Origin of the sequence: Methanoculleus frigidifontis (assembly GCF_030464345.1) — an archaeon.
Lineage (GTDB): Archaea > Halobacteriota > Methanomicrobia > Methanomicrobiales > Methanoculleaceae > Methanoculleus_A > Methanoculleus_A frigidifontis.
The window spans coordinates 272,959-291,550 of record NZ_VCYH01000003.1; the positions used below are offsets into that span (position 1 = coordinate 272,959).

The following is an 18,592-nucleotide window of genomic DNA, read 5'->3' on the forward strand; positions in this document are numbered from 1 at the left end:
TCGCGGGAGACAGGGGAGGGGAAAACCCCTCCCCGTCAGCCCCACCCCCATGGTAATAGCCACCACGGTTCACGGCATGCGGGCATGCGTGAGAAAAAAGGCCGAACTTCGGGAACCGGCCTGATCAGGCACCAATCTCGTCCGGGAAGAATGACAGCCGGAAGAGAGCTTCACCAAAGCCCGATCATGGAAATCTTCTCCCCATGGTATTTTCTCATGAACGCGGGTTGGTGCGCACCATAATTCGGTCGGATTCTCTGAGATCACGTATCAGGTATATGCTGGAGCACTACCGAGATGCCGCAGCGGTTCTCGTTTCCCCTCACCGCAGCAGCCCGAGGTGGGCGAGGAGGTCCGAGAACCGCTGCAGGACATAGTCGGCCCCGTGCTCGCCCGAGGTGTCGGTCCTCCAGTCGCCGTAGGCGGCAAACGCCGTCGCCATCCCGAGCCTGCGTCCGCCGGCGATATCGCGTGCCGGACTGTCGCCAACTATCATCGCCGACCGGGGCGATGCGCCGAACTCCCGGAGGATGTAGAGGAACGAGTCAGGTTCGGGCTTTCGCTTCCCGGAGACGTCGGGGGTCACGACCAGTTCGAAGTGGTCGATGAGCCCGGTGCGGGCCAGCCGCTTTTCCGCCTGGGAGAGCTCCGCATCCGTCGCGACGGCGAGCCGCAGCCCGGCATCGCGGAGGCGGCGGAGCGTCGCATCGACCTCCGGGTAGGGCTCAAGACCCCGGAGTTTCGCGTCTTCGTAGATGCGGCAGCATGCCCCGAAGGTCTCTGGACAGCAGATGCCGATCGTGTTTAGGTAGTCGCGGATGTTGTCGTGGTGCTCGAACCCATGGACGCCCCGGAGGAAGTAGCGGAAGCACTCTTCCGCATCCCCGGCGCCGGCATACTCGACGATTCCCCGGCACGCCTCCCGTTTTGCCGTCACAAAATCGAAGAGGGTGTTGTCCATATCGCAGATCACGGTGGTTATGGGGTTGCTGGCTGCGTGGCAATGTGGTATCATATGGTTGCTACCCTGGTCTCCATAGCCCTTATCGCGCGAAACGTATGTAACTATCTCATCGGTGTACATGGTATACCGAGCCCGGGGAAGATCCGCACTGCGGCAGGTGTGCCTCGCAGATGTACCGGGCACATGTCCGTCGGCAGTTGAACGGCAAGCGGTCGTGGGTAGCCATTGGATAGTGGTGCCCGATGTGCGGCATGTTCGATGAGGGCGCGATCGCGTCCCTGCCGGTGATCACCTCGGGTTTGCCCGCGGCATGCGGCCGTGCCCTGAAGGCGCGACGACGCGTTATCGCCAGGGCCATCTGGACACAACCCGGCGCCCACCGCTGCAGGCCCGGCGAGGTCTCTGCCTCTTCTCCTGAGTGTGATTGCCCTTCCGGGACTCGGCGGTATACGGGCCTTTTTGGGAGATGAACGAGTAGACCCTCTTATTTTGTAATGGGGTTCACCTATTGCCTGGTTGAGGATAAAAACTACTATATGGGCATCTACAGATATACGCATTTATGTTGGCACGCCTCCCTTTGTTCTCTATAGGTCGCACGATGTGCTGTTTTTGCACCAATACGTCGCCTTTTCGGCTTATTCTTCTTGGAGCGCTCCTCTTTGGAATGTGTCTGGTACTGCCGGCCGCCGCGTACAGCGGCGGCACCGGCACGGTAGGCGATCCCTACCGGATCGGCACACGGGATGATGTCATCGCTCTCGGAGCCGATTCCGCACACTGGGACAACCATTTCATCGTAACGAATGACATTTCCCTCGCTGCCGGAAGCCCGACGGAGACGATCGGGAATGCAAGCACGAAATTCAACGGCACTTTCGACGGCCAGGGGTATACCATCAGCGATTTTGTGATGGATAAGAGCGGTTCCGATTATATCGGCTTCTTTGGCCATCTTGGTTCAGGTGCGGAGATTACGAATCTCCGGATCACGGCTGGCGATGCCGGCGTATCCGGACAGAATTATGTAGGTGTCCTTGCTGGTCGCAACAATGGTGGTACCATCACAGACTGCTCTGCAACCGGGAGGGTCACTGCCAGTTCGGAAGCCGGTGGTCTTGTTGGGTATAATAACCATGGCACCATCACGAGCTGTTCTGCAACGGGGAGTGCCGCTGCCACCATGTGGTATGCCGGCGGTCTTGTCGGTCTGAACTATAAGGGTACCATCACGAGCTGTTACGCAACCGGGAACGCCGCTGCCGGGAGTGGTTACGCCGGTGGTCTTGTTGGCGTCAGCGATGGGGGCACCATCACGGGCTGTTATGCAACCGGGAATGCCACTGCCGGGAGTTATGCCGGTGGTCTTGTTGGAGCCAGTGCCGGCACCATCACGGGCTGCTATGCCTCCGGGAGCGGCACTGCCGGGATTGGTTATGCCGGGGGTCTTGTTGGTGTGAATACGGGCACCATCACCAACTGTTATCGGCACTATACCGGCGGCGATTGTCTTGACGGCACCTATGTTTCCGATCGCACGAAGTTCAGGGACATCGCGTTCCTCACCGGCACGACACCCGGTGACGGTCTGAACTGGTCTCACGATATCATCAGCACCGATGCAGACCCGTCAAAGGTCTGGCGGGTGTTTCCCTACAAGGGCCGGTATCCGATCTTCCAGTGGCAGTCGTTTGGTACCGGTACGATTACGGTAAATTCGGTTCCGGCAGGTGCTGACGTCTCCTTCAATGGCGTTGCCACCGGGAGGATGACCAACACAACGGTGTCTGATCTGCCGGAAGGCGAATACAATATCACCGCTGAACATGGAGGGCCCGCCTTCTCACCGGCCTTTTCGGTGGTACTGCTTGCGGCGGACGAAACAAAAACCGTGGAGTTTACCCTGTACAGCGGCGGAAGCGGTACGCCGGATGACCCGTACCGGATCAGCACACGGGATGATGTCATCTCCCTCGGAGCCGATTCCGCAAACTGGGACAAACACTTCATTGTAACCAATGACATCTCCCTCGCTGCCGGAAGCCCGACGGAGACGATCGGGAACAAAAGCAGTGCGGAGTATTACTTCACCGGCACGTTCGACGGCCAGGGGTATACCATCAGCGATTTTGTGATGGATAAGAGGTATTCTTATTGTGTCGGCTTCTTTGGCTATCTTGGTTCAGGCGCGGAGATCAGGAATCTCCAGATCGCGACTGGTGATGCCGGCGTCATTGGAGATGAACATGTAGGTATCCTTGCTGGTTACAACGATGGGGGCACCATCACGAACTGTTCTGCAACCGGGAGCGTCACTGCCGACGTGAATGCCGGAGGTCTTGTTGGTTACAGCGATAGGGGCACCATCACGAACTGTTCCGCAACCGGGAGTGCCACTGCTGATGATTATGCCGGCGGTCTTGTCGGACGTAATCTCTATGGCACCATCACGAGCTGCTCTGCAACCGGGAGTGCCACTGCTGATGACAATTATGCCGGCGGTCTTGTTGGGTGTTTCTATTATGGCACCATCACAAACAGTTCTGCAACCGGGAGTGCCACTGCCTGGAGTTATGCCGGTGGTCTTGTTGGATGCGGCGCCGGCACCATCACAAACTGCTCTGCAACCGGGAGTGCCACTGCCCGGAATAATTATGCCGGCGGTCTTTTGGGATACACTGATATTACCAGCACCATCACGAGCTGCTCTGCAACCGGAAGTGCCACTGCCACCATGTGGTATGCTGGCGGTCTTGTTGGGAGAAACCGTTATGGCACCATCACGAGCTGCTATGCAATCGGGACTGTCACTGCCTGGGAGTATGCCGGCGGTCTTGTTGGTTACGACTATGATGGCACCATCACGGGCAGCTATGCAACCGGGAGTGTCACTGCCCGGAATAATTATGCCGGCGGTCTTGTTGGACAAGATTATGGCACTATAACGAACTGTTATGCAACGGGGAATGCCACTGGCGGTAATTATACCGGTGGTCTTGTCGGTTACAACGATGGGGGCACCATCACCAACTGTTATCGGCACTATGCCGGCGGCGATTGTCTTGACGGCACGCACGTCCCCGATCGTACGAAGTTTGGGGACATTGCTTTCCTCACCTGCGATACACCCGGTGACGGTCTGAACTGGTCTCACGATATCATCAGCACCGATGCAGATTCAGCAAAGGTCTGGCGGGTGTTTCCCTACAAGAGCCGGTATCCGATCTTCCAGTGGCAGTCGTTTGGTACCGGTACGATTACCGTAAACTCGGTTCCGGCAGGCGCGGACGTTTCCTTTAATGGCGTTGCCACCGGGAGGACGACCAACACAACGGTGTCTGACCTGCCGGAAGGCGAATACAATATCACCGTTGAACGTGGCGACGTCATCTTCTCATCGGCCTTTTCAGTGGTACTCCTTGCGGCGGATGGAACGGAAACCGTGGAGTTTATCCGACTATACAGCGGTGGAAGCGGTACGCCGGATGACCCGTACCGGATCAGCACTCGGGGCGATGTCATCTATCTCTCCATCGATTCCGTACACTGGGAGAACCATTTCATCGTAACGAGCGACATCTCCCTCGCTGCCGGAAGCCCGACAGAGACGATCGGGAACAAAAGCAGTGCGGAGTATTATTTCAACGGCACTTTTGATGGCCAGGGGCATACAATCAGCGATTTTGTGATGGATAAGGGCAGCTCGAATTATATCGGTTTGTTTGGCTGTCTCGGTTCAGGTGCGGAGATCAGGGATCTCAGGATCGCGGCAGGCGATGCCGGCGTCACTGGAGCTGAGTACGTAGGCATCCTTGCCGGTCACAACGATGGGGGCACCATCACAGACTGTTCTGCAACCGGGAGCGTCACTGCCGACGTGAGTGCCGGTGTCCTTGCTGGTAGCAACTATTATCATGGCACTATCACGAGCTGCTCTGCAACCGGGAGTGTCACTGCCGGGAATTATGCCGGCGGTCTTGTTGGGAGAAACATGGGCACCATCACGAGCTGTTCTGCAACCGGGAGTGCCACTGCCGGCAACTATACCGGTGGTCTTGCTGGAAGCAGCACTGGCACCATCACGAGCTGTTCTGCAACCGGGAATGCCACTGCCGGGAGCAATTATGCCGGCGGTCTTGTCGGTTACAGCTATGATGGCACCATCACGAGCTGCTCTGCAACCGGGAGTGCCACTGCCGGGAGCAATTATGCCGGCGGTCTTGCTGGTAATAGCCTTGGCACCATAACAAACTGTTATGCAACCGGGAATGCCACTGCCGGTAACTGTGCCGGCGGTCTTGCTGGATATAGCGAGCGCACCATCACGCGCTGCTATGCAACCGGGAGTGCCGCTGCCGGGAATTATGCCGGCGGTCTTGTTGGTAGGAACTGGGCCACCATAACAAATTGTTATGCAACCGGGAGTGCCGCTGCCAGTTCGGATGCCGGCGGTCTTGTTGGAGATAACGGGCGCACCATCACTAACTGTTATCGGCACTATACCGGCGGCGATTGTCTTGACGGCACCTATGTTTCCGATCGTACGCAGTTTGGGGACATTGCGTTCCTCACCGGCACGACACCCGGTGACGGTCTGAACTGGTCTGCCGATAGTATCAGCACCGATGCAGACCCGTCAAAGGTCTGGCGGGCGTTTCCCTACAAGGGCCGGTATCCGATCTTCCAGTGGCAGTCGTTTGGTACCGGTACGATTACGGTAACCTCGGTTCCGGCAGGTGCTGACGTTTCCCTCAATGGCGTTGCCACCGGGAGGACGACCAACACAACGGTGTCCGATCTGCCGGAAGGCGAATACAACGTCACGGTAGAGAAAGCCGGGTATCAGCCGGCTCCGGTCCTGACCGTTCAGGTCAACCCGAACGAGACCGCGGAGGCCGCGTTCACCCTCACCCCGGTGGGAACCGCTCCGGTCGCGAACTTCACCGCCAATGTCACCGCAGGAATGAGGCCGCTCACCGTGCAGTTCGCCGACACCTCCACCGGCGAGCCGACCTTCTGGTCGTGGTCGTTCGGCGACGGCGAGACCTCCTCCGAGCAGAACCCGGTCCACACCTACACCGCGGCCGGCGCCTACACGGTGAACCTGACGGTGACGAACGCCGCCGGCACCGATGCAACGTCCGTGCCGGGGTATATCACCGTCGAACGCGGGACGGTCAGCATCACGGCTCCGGGAGGCGGCAGTGCGACCATCGGTGATGCGATCACTCTCACCGGGACGAACACCGACAGCACGACAACCTACCTCTTCCTGACCGGGCCCGGGCTGCCGCTGGCGGGTGCCAACCTCATGAACCTCTCGATGCCCGTGGTGAGCGGCAGCGCCGCGACGTTCACCGTCGCCGCCGTCGCGGTCGACGACACCTGGGAGCATTGCTGGGACACCGGGGCGGTCTGGGGCGGCGCCCTGCAGGAAGGCGTGTATACCGTCTACGCCGTCTCGGAACCGAAATCACGGACTGACCTTGCCGGCATCCCGCATGCAACCGTCGCCATACGGTTCGCCGTTCCCGGGCAGTCGAACGCATCCTTCGTCGCGGACGTGACGGGCGGCCCTGCCCCGCTCACGGTGCAGTTCACCGACACCTCGTCGATCAGCGCGACCTCCTGGTCATGGACGTTCGGCGACGGCGGCACTTCGACCGCACAGAATCCGGTGCACACCTACGCGGCAGCGGGTAACTACACTGTCACGCTCGCGCTCAGCGGCGGCGGCGAGACCTGCACGCGGTCTGCATACATCAAGGTCACGCCGGTCCTCTTCGGCGACGCGAACGGCGACGGTGCGGTCAACCAGGCCGACACCCTGCGGGTGCTCAAAGAGGTCGTCGGCCTTGAGACAAAACCGGCGAGCGGCACCGAACAGTTCCAAAAGACCGACGTCCACAGAAACGGGATCATCGATGTCAGCGACGCCCTCTTCATCGCCCAGTACAACGTCGGACTGCGGGACGTCTGGTTCGTGATTGCTTGAAGATTTTTCCCCTCTTTTCAACTTCCCTGTCATTGTGTCGTATGATGATAGTCCTCATCCATTACCTGGCCACGATACGAGGAACTCTATTCATCATGCTGCCTATCAGCAATGCCATTCCTTGTCATGCCGCCTGGGATGACAGGGTGCATGGCCGGCTATAAACAGTTCTAAGTAACCTTCCCTATTTCGGGGTGTATGAAATTCGGTAGCCCGGATAGTGGTGCCCTCCCTTACGGTATAGCGTAACGCCTACGTCCCTATCGTTGAGGGTTTGAGCATGTTTCAGATTACATGCGACGGTAAACCGATAACACCCCGGAACGCAGATGGTGAAACGCAGCTACAACAGCTCTTTCACCGGGAACTTGGGCGCGGATTCCGCTGCCACTCATGCATGTACGCGGCGTATGCGGGACAGAGTAAAGGACGCATACGCGCGTGTGAGGGGCGGATGCGCACGCCCTCGAACCGTTCAGTTTACGTGGTTCATACGTTGCGTGGAAGCAACGTTATTCCCGGTTATCGCTCGATCCCAAGGTCGATGAGTCTTCTGCATACGGTCACCTCCCGCATGAATTCGTCCCCTGCAGCATCGTCGCCGAACCGGAGTTTGAGGTCGTCAAGCGCGTTCCCCTTTCCGCCGTACTCGCCGAGGATATCCACGCCGTTGCAGCGTATGAACCCGAAGGCGGCGGCGAGGGTGAAGAGAAACTCCCGGAAGGCTCCGGCGGAGCAGTAGGCGGTCTCCGCGGTATACGGCCGCTCGAAGAAGAAGTACTCGATCCCCTCGGCATCGCAGAGATCGGCCATATAGATATCTGCCGTGAGCAGGACCGGGAGTGCGTAACGCTCCTCCTCGAACCGCCGCAGCGCCCGGGCGATGTTGAGATCGTTCTCCGCGTTCCTGTGTGAGTGCTGCCCGGGGGACGCGATCTCGGTTGCCCGGTCGCGGATGCTCCGGTACTCCCGCAGCGCAAGGTATGCGGCTTTCCGCGATTTCCTGGTGCGCTTGTTCTCGAGTTCGCCGATGAGCGGCGCGTACGCAGGGGCGTGCCCGGCGATCTCGGCGATCCTCTCGGCACTGTACTTGTGGTTGATGGCAAAGGTGATCTCGTCCCTGACCGTGTCGACGATCAGGTACTGCGCCGGATCGATCGCAGGGCAGCGGGATGCGAACCGGTGGTAGAAGAGGTTCGTGTCGAGGCCGAAGAAGACGTCCTTCTTCAGGCGGCGGTATGCGGGCACCATCTCCTCAAAGGCGTCCTGGTTGTCGTACCTGAGAATGCCGCTTGCCAGCAGACACTCGAGGAGATCGGAGAAGGAGGGGAGTTCGCCGGCGACGGAACCGAACGACTCCTGCCGGGCGGAGAGCGTCTCCCTGTCGGCAGAGATCTCCAGGGCATATCCGGCGTCGTGCGGCCGTGCGACCAGGAGGTCGCCTTCGTAGAGCGGATAGGAGATGCGGACCTCCCCGAGGGTGTTGAGCAGAACCTGCACCTCGTCGGCACGGACGATTGCGTCGATCATGCGGAGAGCGCTGCCTCCTGCTCCCGGGTGAAGTCCCGGATCTGCTGTATCTGGAAGGGGATCATCATATACGGCTTCGCAACGTTATCGATGCTCTTCATGGCGAGGTAGTAGATGTGCCGGATTTCGAGGCCTGCTCGCGCGGTGGCGACGAGGGCGCCGGCGACCATGGCCTTCCTCCCCGAGGTGATGTCCAGCCCCACGACGAACCCCTCTTCGCCCAGGGTTCTGACGAGCGATCCGACCATCCGGCCCGCGCCGGCAAAGTCCGCCTCCGGGACCGTCCGGAGATGCACCTCCGGGCGTAGCCCGAAGGACTCTGAGATGATCCCGATGCCGCCCGCAGCTTTCTGGGTGCTCTCTGTGTACGGCTCCTCGGCGATGATGTAGACCTGCTCCGGCCAAAACCCCTTCTCGCGCAGAACGGCGTGGTAGGCGTTCACGAGCGCCCAGGTCGATCGTCCGAGGAACGTGATATATGCAGCCTTCGGCATCGGGTATGCTCCGACTCAAAATCTCTCCCTGCATCTATTTAGGTTTTATCGGAGACTTGCTACAGCGCCCGGACGGTAATTTTACGGAACAATTCGCGTTCCCCGGCACTCTCAGATGGGTATATATTCGACTCGCATGATATCATCGCACAGACTATTGCCCGGGTATAATTTGCTTTTTTCTCATTTTATTTGCTAAAAATGGCTTAATTTATAAACGGGCGCCTCTGAAAAAGAAGGAAATTTAAGAACTCTTTTATTGCTCCGTGCCGATAGGAATCATTGGGTAGATCCTCCGGATACCGTTGGAGGGGCTGAGAGACGATGGGGTACGACGCACGATCGCAAACGCCGCAGGAGATATGGGGTCTTGTCGACCCTGACCGGCGGCGGAGGACGCGCCACGAGGCGATTGAGGAAGGCGAACTGATCGAGATCACCCGGATGGGGAAGGATGTGGGCATTGCCTATCCGCTTGCCGTGTCGGCACGCGCGGCGGAGTGTCTGGTGCCGTTCCCGAATATCCCCCAGGAGACGGTCACGGAGAATCTCTGGGACACGCTGCATGCATTCAGGGAGAGGGCAGAGACGACTGTGGAGACGGTTTTTGCGTTCTCCGTAAGCCTGTACCACAACGGCCTCGTCCCGACGGTCACGCTCAAAGCGGCGGTCTCACCCGGGGATGACGGCAAGCCGGTCATCACCATCATGACCCCGGAGGAGAACTGGGAGGCCATGGGGGGAGAGATGCTGTGTGCCGGCACGGCGAAGCGGGATGCGATGCTGACGGTTGAGGACGTGGCGGGTCTGCTGAAGTTCTCCCCGCGGCGCATCCGGGACTTCATCCGGGAGGACCGGATTCCTGCCGTGAAATGCGGCGGTTCGTGGCGGATCCGGCAGTCTGACCTCGAGCGGATCCTTGCCGACGGGTTCTGACGGCAGTCTCGTCCGTCGGGGGGTCTCCTGCTGCTTCCCGTCTTCGACGCAACCTTCTATATCTACCTTGCTATCCGGCATTCTTTCCATGTGGAAACGTATATCATTTTTTATACGTGTCCGTGCAGATATTACTGCATGCCAACGTGTGGCACGTCCGTTCGGCGCCGTAGCCCATCTGCGCCGTATGCCGGGAGGCCTGTCGATAGCGTGAGCCTATCGGCGGCGGGTCGCCGGGAGGATGCGCCGCACGCCGGTACCGATCGGAGTATCTCTCCGTGCGTTCTTCTCCTCTTTGTTATGGTCTGCATTGCTCTTGCATGCGCATCGGCCGATACTGTTGCCCTGGCTGCCCCGGGATGGGCCGGGGAACTGCCCTGGGCTGCAGTCTGTGGCCTCTTCGGACGGGAAGGCTTCTCGCTCTTCGGCAGATTCCGGCGATCCGGGCAGGAGAGCGGAGAGCATGAGCACGGATCGGATGACCGGCAGGCCGCCGAAGATGCTGAAGACCCGGCCGGTGATGCACCCGTCCCGGTGCCCCCTGCCGATGTAATCTCTTCTCCCTCCGACCGCCCCGGTCCGGGCGCCGTGCAGGAGAACGCGGCGGAGGATGCATCGCAGATCATCCAGCGCATCGAGAACATTCCCTCTATCGTCGAACACTACTCCCGCTTTTCCGAACTCGATGAGTCGGAGTTTCAAGACCATCTGCAGGAGTCCGGGATCACCCTGCCCGACGACGCCGGGGAGGGTGTGATCTTTGACGAGACCGGAGAGGAGCCGGTCGCAGAACCCCCATCCGGAACGGAGGAGGCCGTCCCCGAGGATCACATCCCGGGCGACGATGCAGTCCCCGTGACCGACACGGTGGACGATGACATCCCCATGCCTGACCCGCCCGAGTGGCCGGACGGGTTTGACGTTTTCCCTGGTTCGGATGAAGACCTCTCGCTACCGGATCCCGGTGACGATGATGCCGAGACGGCGGATTGCCCTGGGGATGACGCGCCCGTGTATGCTGCGCTGCCGGTAGAAGACCTCATCGAGTATCTCGGCAGCGACGATGCCGATCTCCGCCAGCAGGCGGCGACAGTGCTCGGGGCACGCGGCACCGAAGCAGTGCAGCCGCTGGTCGATGCACTCGGGAGCCGGAACGACCAGGTCCGGTGGAGCGCGGCCGATGCTCTCCGGCTCATCGGGGAGGAGGCGATCCCCTCTCTGATCGGGTCTCTGAAAGACGTGCATCTCCAGCTCGGTGCGGCGACGGCTCTCGTGAAGGTGGGCGAGGCCGCGGTGCCGCACCTCATCGATGCGCTCGCCGACGAGGATGGCGATATCCGGATAGGAGCGGCATATGCCCTCGAGGAGATCGGTGCCCCAGCGATTCCCTTCCTTGTCGAAAACCTGATGCGCCCCGAAGATGAGGTCCGCAGAGATGTTGCCGGGATCTTGAGCGACCTCGGGTGGACGCCCGAGAGCGACCGCGACCGTGTTCATCTTCTGGTGGCGGGGGAGCGATGGGTCGACATTGCGGAGATCGGTGTGCCTGCTGTCGATCCTCTCCTGGATCTTCTTGCATCCGTCGACCCTTCGCTGCGGCGGAGTGCGGCGCGGACGCTCGGTGCGATGGGGCCGATCGCCGTCGACCGGCTGATCGCCGTTCTCGGTGAGGGAGGCGGGGAGACCTGCCGGCTTGCCGGTCTGGCTCTCGCGGATATCGGCAGTCCTGCCGTCGGGCCGCTGATCGATCTCCTCAAAAACCCGGGCGTTCGCGACGAAGCGGCATCGGCGCTCGTCAGGATCGGTGAACCCGCGGTGCTCCCCCTCATCGCCGTGCAGCAGGGCGGAGGCGACGATCGCGTCGAGATTGCACGGAGTATCCTCGTCCGCACCGGTGATGCAGCGGTGCCCCCGCTCATCCATGCGCTGCTTGCGGGCCGTACGGCGGATATGCGGGCGGCGGCAGAGGTGCTCGAGGCTATGGGCTGGGAACCGTGGAACGACGACGAACGGGTCTGCTATCTCATCGCCGGCGGGCAGTGGGAGGAGGTGGTGGGTGTGGGCTCTCCTGCGGCAGGCCCGCTCGCCCGGGTGCTTGCCGACGACGACCCGGCTGTCAGGCGTGAAGCGGCGGCGGCGCTCGGCAGGCTCGCTGACCCGCAGTCGGTGCTGCCCCTGGTGCGTGCTCTGGACGACGAGGCCGCCTGCACCGAGGCGGCTGAGGCTCTCGTCAGGCTCGCTGACCCGCAGTCGGTGCTGCCCCTGGTGCGTGCTCTGGACGACGAGGCCGCCTGCACCGAGGCGGCTGAGGCTCTCGTCAGGATAGGGGAGCCTGCGGTCGTCCCGCTGCTCCCGGTGCTCGAACAGAACGGCGGAACGGCGCAGAGGCTCGCTGCCGAGGTTCTGGGGCGCATCGGTTCTGTGGCCGCGGTCGATCCGCTCGTCCGTCTCCTGTACGTCGATGACGACCGGCTCCGGAGAAAAGCGGGCGATGCCCTCTCGGCTATCGGTGAGCCTGCGGTCGCTCCGCTCGTCGCTCTCCTTGCAGCGGATGACGATATGCAGCCGGATGCAATCCGTGCACTTGCCGGCATCGGCACTGCGGCTGTAGAACCACTTCTGGCTGCTCTCGCCTCCGACAGCACTTGCACCCGGGCCGGGGCGGCGGAGGCGCTGGACCGCCTGGGCTGGTCCCCCCCGGACGCCGCCGCCGCGGCGCGGTACCTGGTTGCCCGGGAACGGTGGAGCGATGCCGCCGCGCTCGGTGAGCCTGCGCTCGGCCCGCTCATCACCGCCTTCTGCGGCGCGGACGAGGATGTCCGTGACGGCGCCGCCGAGGCGCTTGTCAGGATGGGTTCCGGTGCCGTTCCCGCTCTTCGTCTGCTGCTCCGCGACGGGAGACACCGTGATGCGGCGGCGGATCTGCTCGTGCGGATCGGTGATGCTGCGATCGATCCGCTCGTTGCGCTTCTCGGTGACGACCGGGAGGGGCAGTCTGCTGCAGAGATCCTCGTTCGGATCGGCGATGCTGCTGTCCCGGCGCTTCTTTTGCTTCTCACCGATCCGGAGCGTGGGGCCGGGGCGGCCGAGGCGCTGGCGGCCATCGGGCCTGCCGCAGTCGAACCGCTCATCGGCGTTCTCGGAGACGGGCAGGACGCTCTCCGCCGGAGAGCGGGCGACGTTCTGCTGGCGATCGGCAGTGATTCGTTTCAGCCGCTCATCGCTGCTCTCGATGATCCTGAGGAAGATATCCGGCTCGGTGCGGTTGCGGTGCTCACCCGCGCCGGAGCAGGTGCGACGGAGGCGCTCACGCTCGCACTGCAGGACGGGAACTTCAGGGTTCGCCTCGGGGCTGCCGAGGTACTGGGGCGGCTCGGATGGCAGCCCGAGGGAGAGGCGGAGACGATCCGGTATCTCCTGGCCAAGGAGCAGTGGGCGGAGCTTGCGCAGCTCGGCGCTCCTGCGGTGGAACCCCTGATCCTTGCTATCAGCGACCCGGACCCGGACGTCCAGATGGGAGCGGCCATGGCGCTCGGTATGATCGGCAGGCCGGCAGTGGCTCCGCTCATCCTCACGCTCCGGGACGAGACGACGGCCGAGAGTGAGAGGGCGATCGCAGCGCTGAAGAAGATCGGCGACCCTGCGATACACGCGCTCATCCAGGCGTTTCTGGATGATGACTGGCATATCCGTATCGGTGCTGCGCGGGCGCTTGTCAGGATCGGTTCTCCGGCGGTCGAAGCGCTCGTCCAGGCACTGCACGCAGGTTCGCCGGTGGTGAAGATGGGTGCCGCAGCAGCCCTCGGCAAGATCGGCGATGCGCGGGCGATCGAGCCGCTGGTCGTGGTGCTGCTGCAGGAAGACTGGCATATCGGCAGGATCGCGGTGCGCGCCCTCGGGATGCTGGGGCCGGCGGCGGTCGAGCCTCTGACCCGGGTGCTCGAAAAGGGAAGCGAAACTGCCTGGAAGGGTGCGGTGGAAGCCTTCGTTATGATCGGGGCGCCGGCAGAGCCGCAGGTTGCGGCGCTGCTCGTGCATGAGAACTACCGTGTCCGTGCGGGCGGCGCCGAGACGCTCGACCGCCTGGGTTGGAGACCGGTGGGCGAGGAGGACCGGGCGCACTACCTGATCGCAAAGGAGCAGTGGGTCGATCTGGCGCACCTCGGCGGAGCCGTCGTTGAACCGCTCCTCCGGGTGCTCGGCGACGGCGACGACAGCATCCGGCGGAGAGCGGCAGGAGTTCTCGGTGAGACCCGGGACGGCAGGGCGGCAGAGCCGCTCGCACGGCTCCTCTGCGATGAGTATCACAGCATCCGGAGGGAAGCGGCGACGGCGCTCGTCAAGGTCGGGGAGCCGTCGGTCGCCCCCCTTATTGCCGCGCTGTCGAGCCCTGATGAGGATGTCAGGCGGAGAGCCGCCGGTGCGCTCGGGGAGATCGGCGGCGAAGCGGCGGCGCGGGCGCTCACCGGGTGTCTCGACGATCCGAGCTGGCATGTTCAGAAGGCGGTGCGCGACGCGCTGGAAGAGATCCGGCGGCGCGATCCGGCGTACTGATACTATCCGTCTCTCTTCTTTTTTCTCGCCGCATTGGTTCTGCCGGACCCGGGTGTCTGTCGAAAGTATTGCCCGGGCGGAGGAGAGACGCATCGCTTCCTGGAATTGACGTGCAAAAGTGTGAATGCGAGGGGAGCGATTTGAACGCTCGGACTCCTACGAGACTAGGCCCTCAACCTAGCGCCTTTGACCTGGCTCGGCAACCCTCGCTCAGCGGCATCACGCAGACGTGCCGCGACGGCGGCCCGTGCACGTGTCCTCTATATACAATGCTGTGCATCGTAAAATAGGTTACTCTTTGTTCCCGGGTTCCTGCCTCCAGGGCAGATGATAGCGCCGGATATACAGCAGATCCTGCGGCGATCCCTGCACCGGTCGTATCGGGACGGGGACTCCTGTACAGCCGGGTGCTCTGGTGCGCAGCATAGAGCATCGGTGTATATTTATCTGCGCCCCGCCAACCTCTGATCCATGTGGGCCGATATTATCCGGGAGTTCTCCGATTCGCCCTCCCAGGCCAGGGTCGTGCGATTTCTGCTTGAAAACGGCTTCGGTGTGAACCAAGACGGCCGGATCGTCTGCAACGGGATTGAGATCCCGGCAACGCATATCGGAAAGGCCATCGATACCGACCGGCGTGTCGTCGACGCCACCGCCCGCCGCATTCTCGGTGTTCCTGCACTCCGGGACGTCTTCACACGTATGCGGGCATCGCCGGATCTCTCCGAGGTGGCGGAGGCGCTTGGCCTCGCCGTGATAACGCTCATCCCGAAGGATGCGCAGCAGAAGGGGATCGTCGGTGCTGCCGTGGCGGTGCTGGTGAACCACGATCTTGCCATCCGGCAGATATTTGTGACCGACCCGTATTTTGCCGAAGAGCCCAAACTCGTCATGATCCTTGATGAGAAGGCTCCTCCTGTGGTCTTCGAGGAACTCCGGGCGCTCCCGCAGGTGAAGCAGCTGATTATCTGAAGAGTTCCATCTCCAGGTGCAGCCGATACATCCGCTTTTTCAGCCTTGCCGGGAGATCGAGCGAGTGCATGAGCCGCTCTTCGATGGTGATGATCCGTGTCCCTTTGACCAGGTTGTCTGCGTGAGCGACGATCTTCTCCTCGATGGTGCGCGGCATGCAGTCGCGCGGCAGCAGGCCGAGCAGCGAGCACTCGTCGGCCGTAAACCCCGCCCCGATATGCCGCTCGACGATGGCGGCGACCTCTTCGGCAAGCCCCTCCGCCCTGCAGAGCGCACCGCCGATCTCTGCGTGGTCGAGTGCGTGCGAGACGCCCCGCCCGATGTCGTGGAGGAGGGCGCCCTCGTCGACGTGCTGGCGGTCGACGAGGGGATCGGCGGCAAACGTGAGCGCAACTTCCCGAACTGCCCTGCAGTGGGCGACGACGCCGGGGCTGCACCCGGCAGACTCGAGCTTTTTGAGCAGGTGCTCAGTCACTGCCGAGGCTCTCCTTGATCTTCTGGACGCGTTTCCTGAGTGCCGTGGCGAGGAGTTCGTTGTCGAAGTGGTCGAGCATCTCGTCGCAGTTCGGGCATTCAAAGTTCCAGCTCGCCGCGTCGGTGAAGGTGAAGATGACGCCGCAGTTCTTGCACATGTAAAAGTCGTTGCGCTCTTCGTAGGAGAGGCGGGCGTCCAGGTGTTCGAGGACGTCTCTGATATCCTCTTCGATGACGTCGGTGACGCGGTCGAGCCGAAGGTGCCAGAGGTAGGTCAGCCACCCGGTCTCGTTGTTTTTCAGCCTGCGGTACTCGGCGAGGCGCTTTTCGTAGAGCGTGTAGAGGGTATGGCGGACGGTGTTGAGGTTGACTCCCGTCTTCTCGGCGAGTTCCTCGTCGCTGTACTCTCCCTCCTCCGGAAACCGCTCAATGAGCCCTATCCCATCGTCGCCGATTAACCGGTGGATATATGCATTGACGGCGGGATCGCTCAGTAGATCAGCAGCGCTGCTCATGCTTCCCAGCTCCCTGGTGACAGGTGGTTCCCATACGTCTTCAAACCCCGGTACATAATGTCTACTACATATGATGCTCTGGATACAACAACCTTTTCCTCGTCATCCTATTCGGTAGCCCGAATGTTGGTATCCGGGTTTGGAATTCGGACGGTCAGCCGGCATCAAAAAAGAGCAATGGGAAAATCTGTCGACCATCACGCGTGAGCGCCTACATCCCGAGCAGTCGGCGGACGCGTTCGTCCTCTCTCCCCAGTGCTGTGAGTGCTTCGTCCCGGGTCGCACCGGAGCCGTAGACGCTGATGACTGCGTGCCCCTCCTCGATCTCGGTTCCCGGCCAGGGGATATCCGCGACGGCGGGGGCGAGGGGTGCGAGGTCGGCCCCGACCGCCATGTCCCGGTCGGCGAAGAGGATGCGGCGGACGGCGACTCTCCGCTGCACGGGCCTCTTTGCCGGGAGCGTCCCACGGCAGGCGTCGACGTGCAGCTGAAAAACGCTCATCCCTATGGCGGCCTCGACCGTGTCCAGCGTCGCCTGGAACCGGGGATTGATCTCGATCGCCCAGGGCTCGCTGCCGAGCACAAAATCGATCCCGACCGATCCGACGCATCCGCTCGCGGCCGCGATCCGCTCGGCAACAGCGATCATCTGCCCCGAGAGCGGATGGTCGACCGGCGTGATCGAACCGGCGAAGCCGTGCGCCGATGCACCCTGCCCCCGCAGGATCTGCTCGTTGGTTGCGATCGCCACCGCCCGCGTCCCGTCGGCGATGCAGGAGACGCTCGCCGGCATCCCCTCGACGACCTGCTGGGCGACGGCCGGGTCGTCCGGGAAGGCCTCTTCCCAGGCGCGTCGCGCCGCATCGGAACGGACGACGGCGTTCCGCCAGCCGCCGGCCCCGCGCCGCGGTTTCAGCATCGCCGGGTACACCCCGTCGGGGGCGAGCGGCGGGACCGGTACCTGCAGGTCTTCAAAGAAGCGCTGGATCTCCATCTTGTCCAGGAACCGCGCGACCTTCGCCGGCGCCGTGCCGCAGAGCGGAACCGTCGCACCGATGGCTTCGGCGCCCGAGGCCACGACCAGCATGTCGATCCGGCGGTCGCGGCAGACCGCGGCCACGCAGTCCGGGAGGTCGTCGAGCTCCTCGAACGTCCGGCACTCTTTCGTGTACCACCGGAGGTCCTGGTCGCAGAAGTGATCGACCGCGTAGACCTCGTATCCGGCTCTGCATGCCGACTGCGCCACATGCCGGGTGGCGAACCCGGCGACGAGCACCCGTTCCGGGGTCATGATCACCGCTCTATTGTCTTTTTGCCGATCTGCGACGGCTTTATTCTGATCGCGGCGTCGGGATACTCACGGTCGAGCTCCTGCCCCTCAGAGAGGTGGTCGAGGAAGAGGGCGAGGCTTGAGATCTCGGAGTGCGGCTGTGTGGTGACCGAGACGTTGTAGTCTGCCAGGGCGTAGATCTCGCCGGGGACCTTCTCCGCACCGACGACGATCAAGACCTTCGCATGCTCCCGGACCTCGCCGATCACGTCGGTCATGCGCAGCCCGTACATGGTAAGGTGGACGACAACGCCGCCGTCCGCCTTCCAGTCTTCGATGCACCGGCGCCATTTCACCTCATCCTCGATGAAGAACTCCCCGCCCCAGCGGTCGGTGACGTCCTGGATGCTTTTGACGACGCCCGGGTCGCGGGCTGCAAGGTACATGCCGCGCGCCCCGAGAGCACGCGCCGCCAGCCCGACGTGGGTGGTGACGCGCTGGTCGCGCTCGGGACGGTGGCCTATGCGAAGAACGGCAACCTCCGGCATGTTACTCCCCGTCGTTCTTTCTGGCCTTGATGACCCCGTCTTCGATGACGAACGGCAGGTCTTCCATGGCGTGCTTCAGCCGGCATTTCATCAGGGACTCCTGAACCGAGAGCACCCGGCAGGTATCCCCGCTCCGTCCGATGAGGAGGTAGCGTTCGAGCCGCTCGACGGAGGCCTCGACGACCGTCCGGCTCTGCCCGGAGGAGATAGCGAGTTCGTCGATCCCGATCCCGTCCTGTTCGGCAATCCGGTGGTAGAGAATCCAGTCCAGGTCTTCTTCGCGCACAGAGAGTGTTTCTTGCGAGAGAACGATATAGTTTGTTCATTGCGGTTTCGCCGC

The 18,592-nt window shown here is 62.1% G+C and carries 12 protein-coding genes and 1 tRNA gene; 4 read left to right on the forward strand and 9 right to left on the reverse strand.

Going from position 1 to position 18,592, the window contains the following annotated elements:
- Positions 1-322: 322 nt before the first annotated feature.
- A complete protein-coding gene (locus FGU65_RS06200; protein ID WP_301663560.1) occupies positions 323-1,015 on the reverse strand; it encodes an HAD family hydrolase in 693 nt (230 codons plus the stop codon).
- Positions 1,016-1,631: 616 nt separating this feature from the next.
- Between FGU65_RS06200 and FGU65_RS06205 the strand changes: the two genes are divergently transcribed.
- Entirely contained in the window at positions 1,632-6,959 is a 5,328-nt protein-coding gene (locus tag FGU65_RS06205) for a GLUG motif-containing protein (protein WP_301663561.1), read from the forward strand.
- Positions 6,960-7,481: 522 nt separating this feature from the next.
- Here the strand turns inward: FGU65_RS06205 and FGU65_RS06210 are convergent.
- Both FGU65_RS06210 and FGU65_RS06215 read right to left on the reverse strand, forming a co-directional pair.
- Positions 7,482-8,489 (reverse strand): PIN domain-containing protein, encoded by a 1,008-nt coding sequence (locus FGU65_RS06210; protein WP_301663562.1) that lies wholly within the window; start codon positions 8,487-8,489, stop codon positions 7,482-7,484.
- Complete coding sequence (locus FGU65_RS06215; protein ID WP_301663563.1) at positions 8,486-8,983, reverse strand: hypothetical protein; 498 nt, start codon at positions 8,981-8,983, stop codon at positions 8,486-8,488. The genes FGU65_RS06210 and FGU65_RS06215 overlap by 4 nt, the downstream gene beginning before the upstream one ends.
- A gap of 324 nt (positions 8,984-9,307) precedes the next feature.
- Between FGU65_RS06215 and FGU65_RS06220 the strand changes: the two genes are divergently transcribed.
- Complete coding sequence (locus FGU65_RS06220) at positions 9,308-9,919, forward strand: helix-turn-helix domain-containing protein (RefSeq protein WP_301663564.1); 612 nt, start codon at positions 9,308-9,310, stop codon at positions 9,917-9,919.
- Positions 9,920-10,219: 300 nt separating this feature from the next.
- The gene (locus FGU65_RS06225) at positions 10,220-14,473 is read left to right on the forward strand and encodes a HEAT repeat domain-containing protein (RefSeq protein WP_301663565.1); all 4,254 of its coding nucleotides are present in this window, start codon (positions 10,220-10,222) and stop codon (positions 14,471-14,473) included.
- 125 nt (positions 14,474-14,598) lie between these two features.
- Here the strand turns inward: FGU65_RS06225 and FGU65_RS06230 are convergent.
- Positions 14,599-14,683, reverse strand: a tRNA-Leu gene (locus FGU65_RS06230).
- Positions 14,684-14,944: 261 nt separating this feature from the next.
- On the opposite strand from FGU65_RS06230, the gene trpY reads away from it, so the two are divergent.
- The gene (gene trpY, locus FGU65_RS06235; RefSeq protein WP_301663566.1) at positions 14,945-15,445 is read left to right on the forward strand and encodes a TrpY family transcription regulator; all 501 of its coding nucleotides are present in this window, start codon (positions 14,945-14,947) and stop codon (positions 15,443-15,445) included.
- On the opposite strand, the gene FGU65_RS06240 is transcribed toward trpY, so the two are convergent.
- From FGU65_RS06240 to FGU65_RS06260, 5 genes are all read right to left on the reverse strand, one after another.
- Complete coding sequence (locus tag FGU65_RS06240) at positions 15,438-15,920, reverse strand: HDIG domain-containing metalloprotein (protein WP_301663567.1); 483 nt, start codon at positions 15,918-15,920, stop codon at positions 15,438-15,440. The genes trpY and FGU65_RS06240 overlap by 8 nt on opposite strands.
- The gene (gene tfe, locus FGU65_RS06245; RefSeq protein WP_301663568.1) at positions 15,913-16,434 is read right to left on the reverse strand and encodes a transcription factor E; all 522 of its coding nucleotides are present in this window, start codon (positions 16,432-16,434) and stop codon (positions 15,913-15,915) included. Before tfe ends, FGU65_RS06240 begins: the two co-directional genes overlap by 8 nt.
- Before the next feature lie 211 nt (positions 16,435-16,645).
- The gene (locus FGU65_RS06250) at positions 16,646-17,725 is read right to left on the reverse strand and encodes an ATP-grasp domain-containing protein (protein WP_301663569.1); all 1,080 of its coding nucleotides are present in this window, start codon (positions 17,723-17,725) and stop codon (positions 16,646-16,648) included.
- A 2-nt stretch (positions 17,726-17,727) separates the two neighbouring features.
- A complete protein-coding gene (locus FGU65_RS06255; RefSeq protein WP_301663570.1) occupies positions 17,728-18,252 on the reverse strand; it encodes a tRNA (cytidine(56)-2'-O)-methyltransferase in 525 nt (174 codons plus the stop codon).
- A gap of 1 nt (position 18,253) precedes the next feature.
- Positions 18,254-18,538 carry a MarR family transcriptional regulator gene (locus FGU65_RS06260; RefSeq protein WP_301663571.1) on the reverse strand — a complete coding sequence of 95 codons (285 nt, stop codon included), beginning with the start codon at positions 18,536-18,538 and terminating at the stop codon, positions 18,254-18,256.
- Positions 18,539-18,592 lie beyond the last annotated feature (54 nt).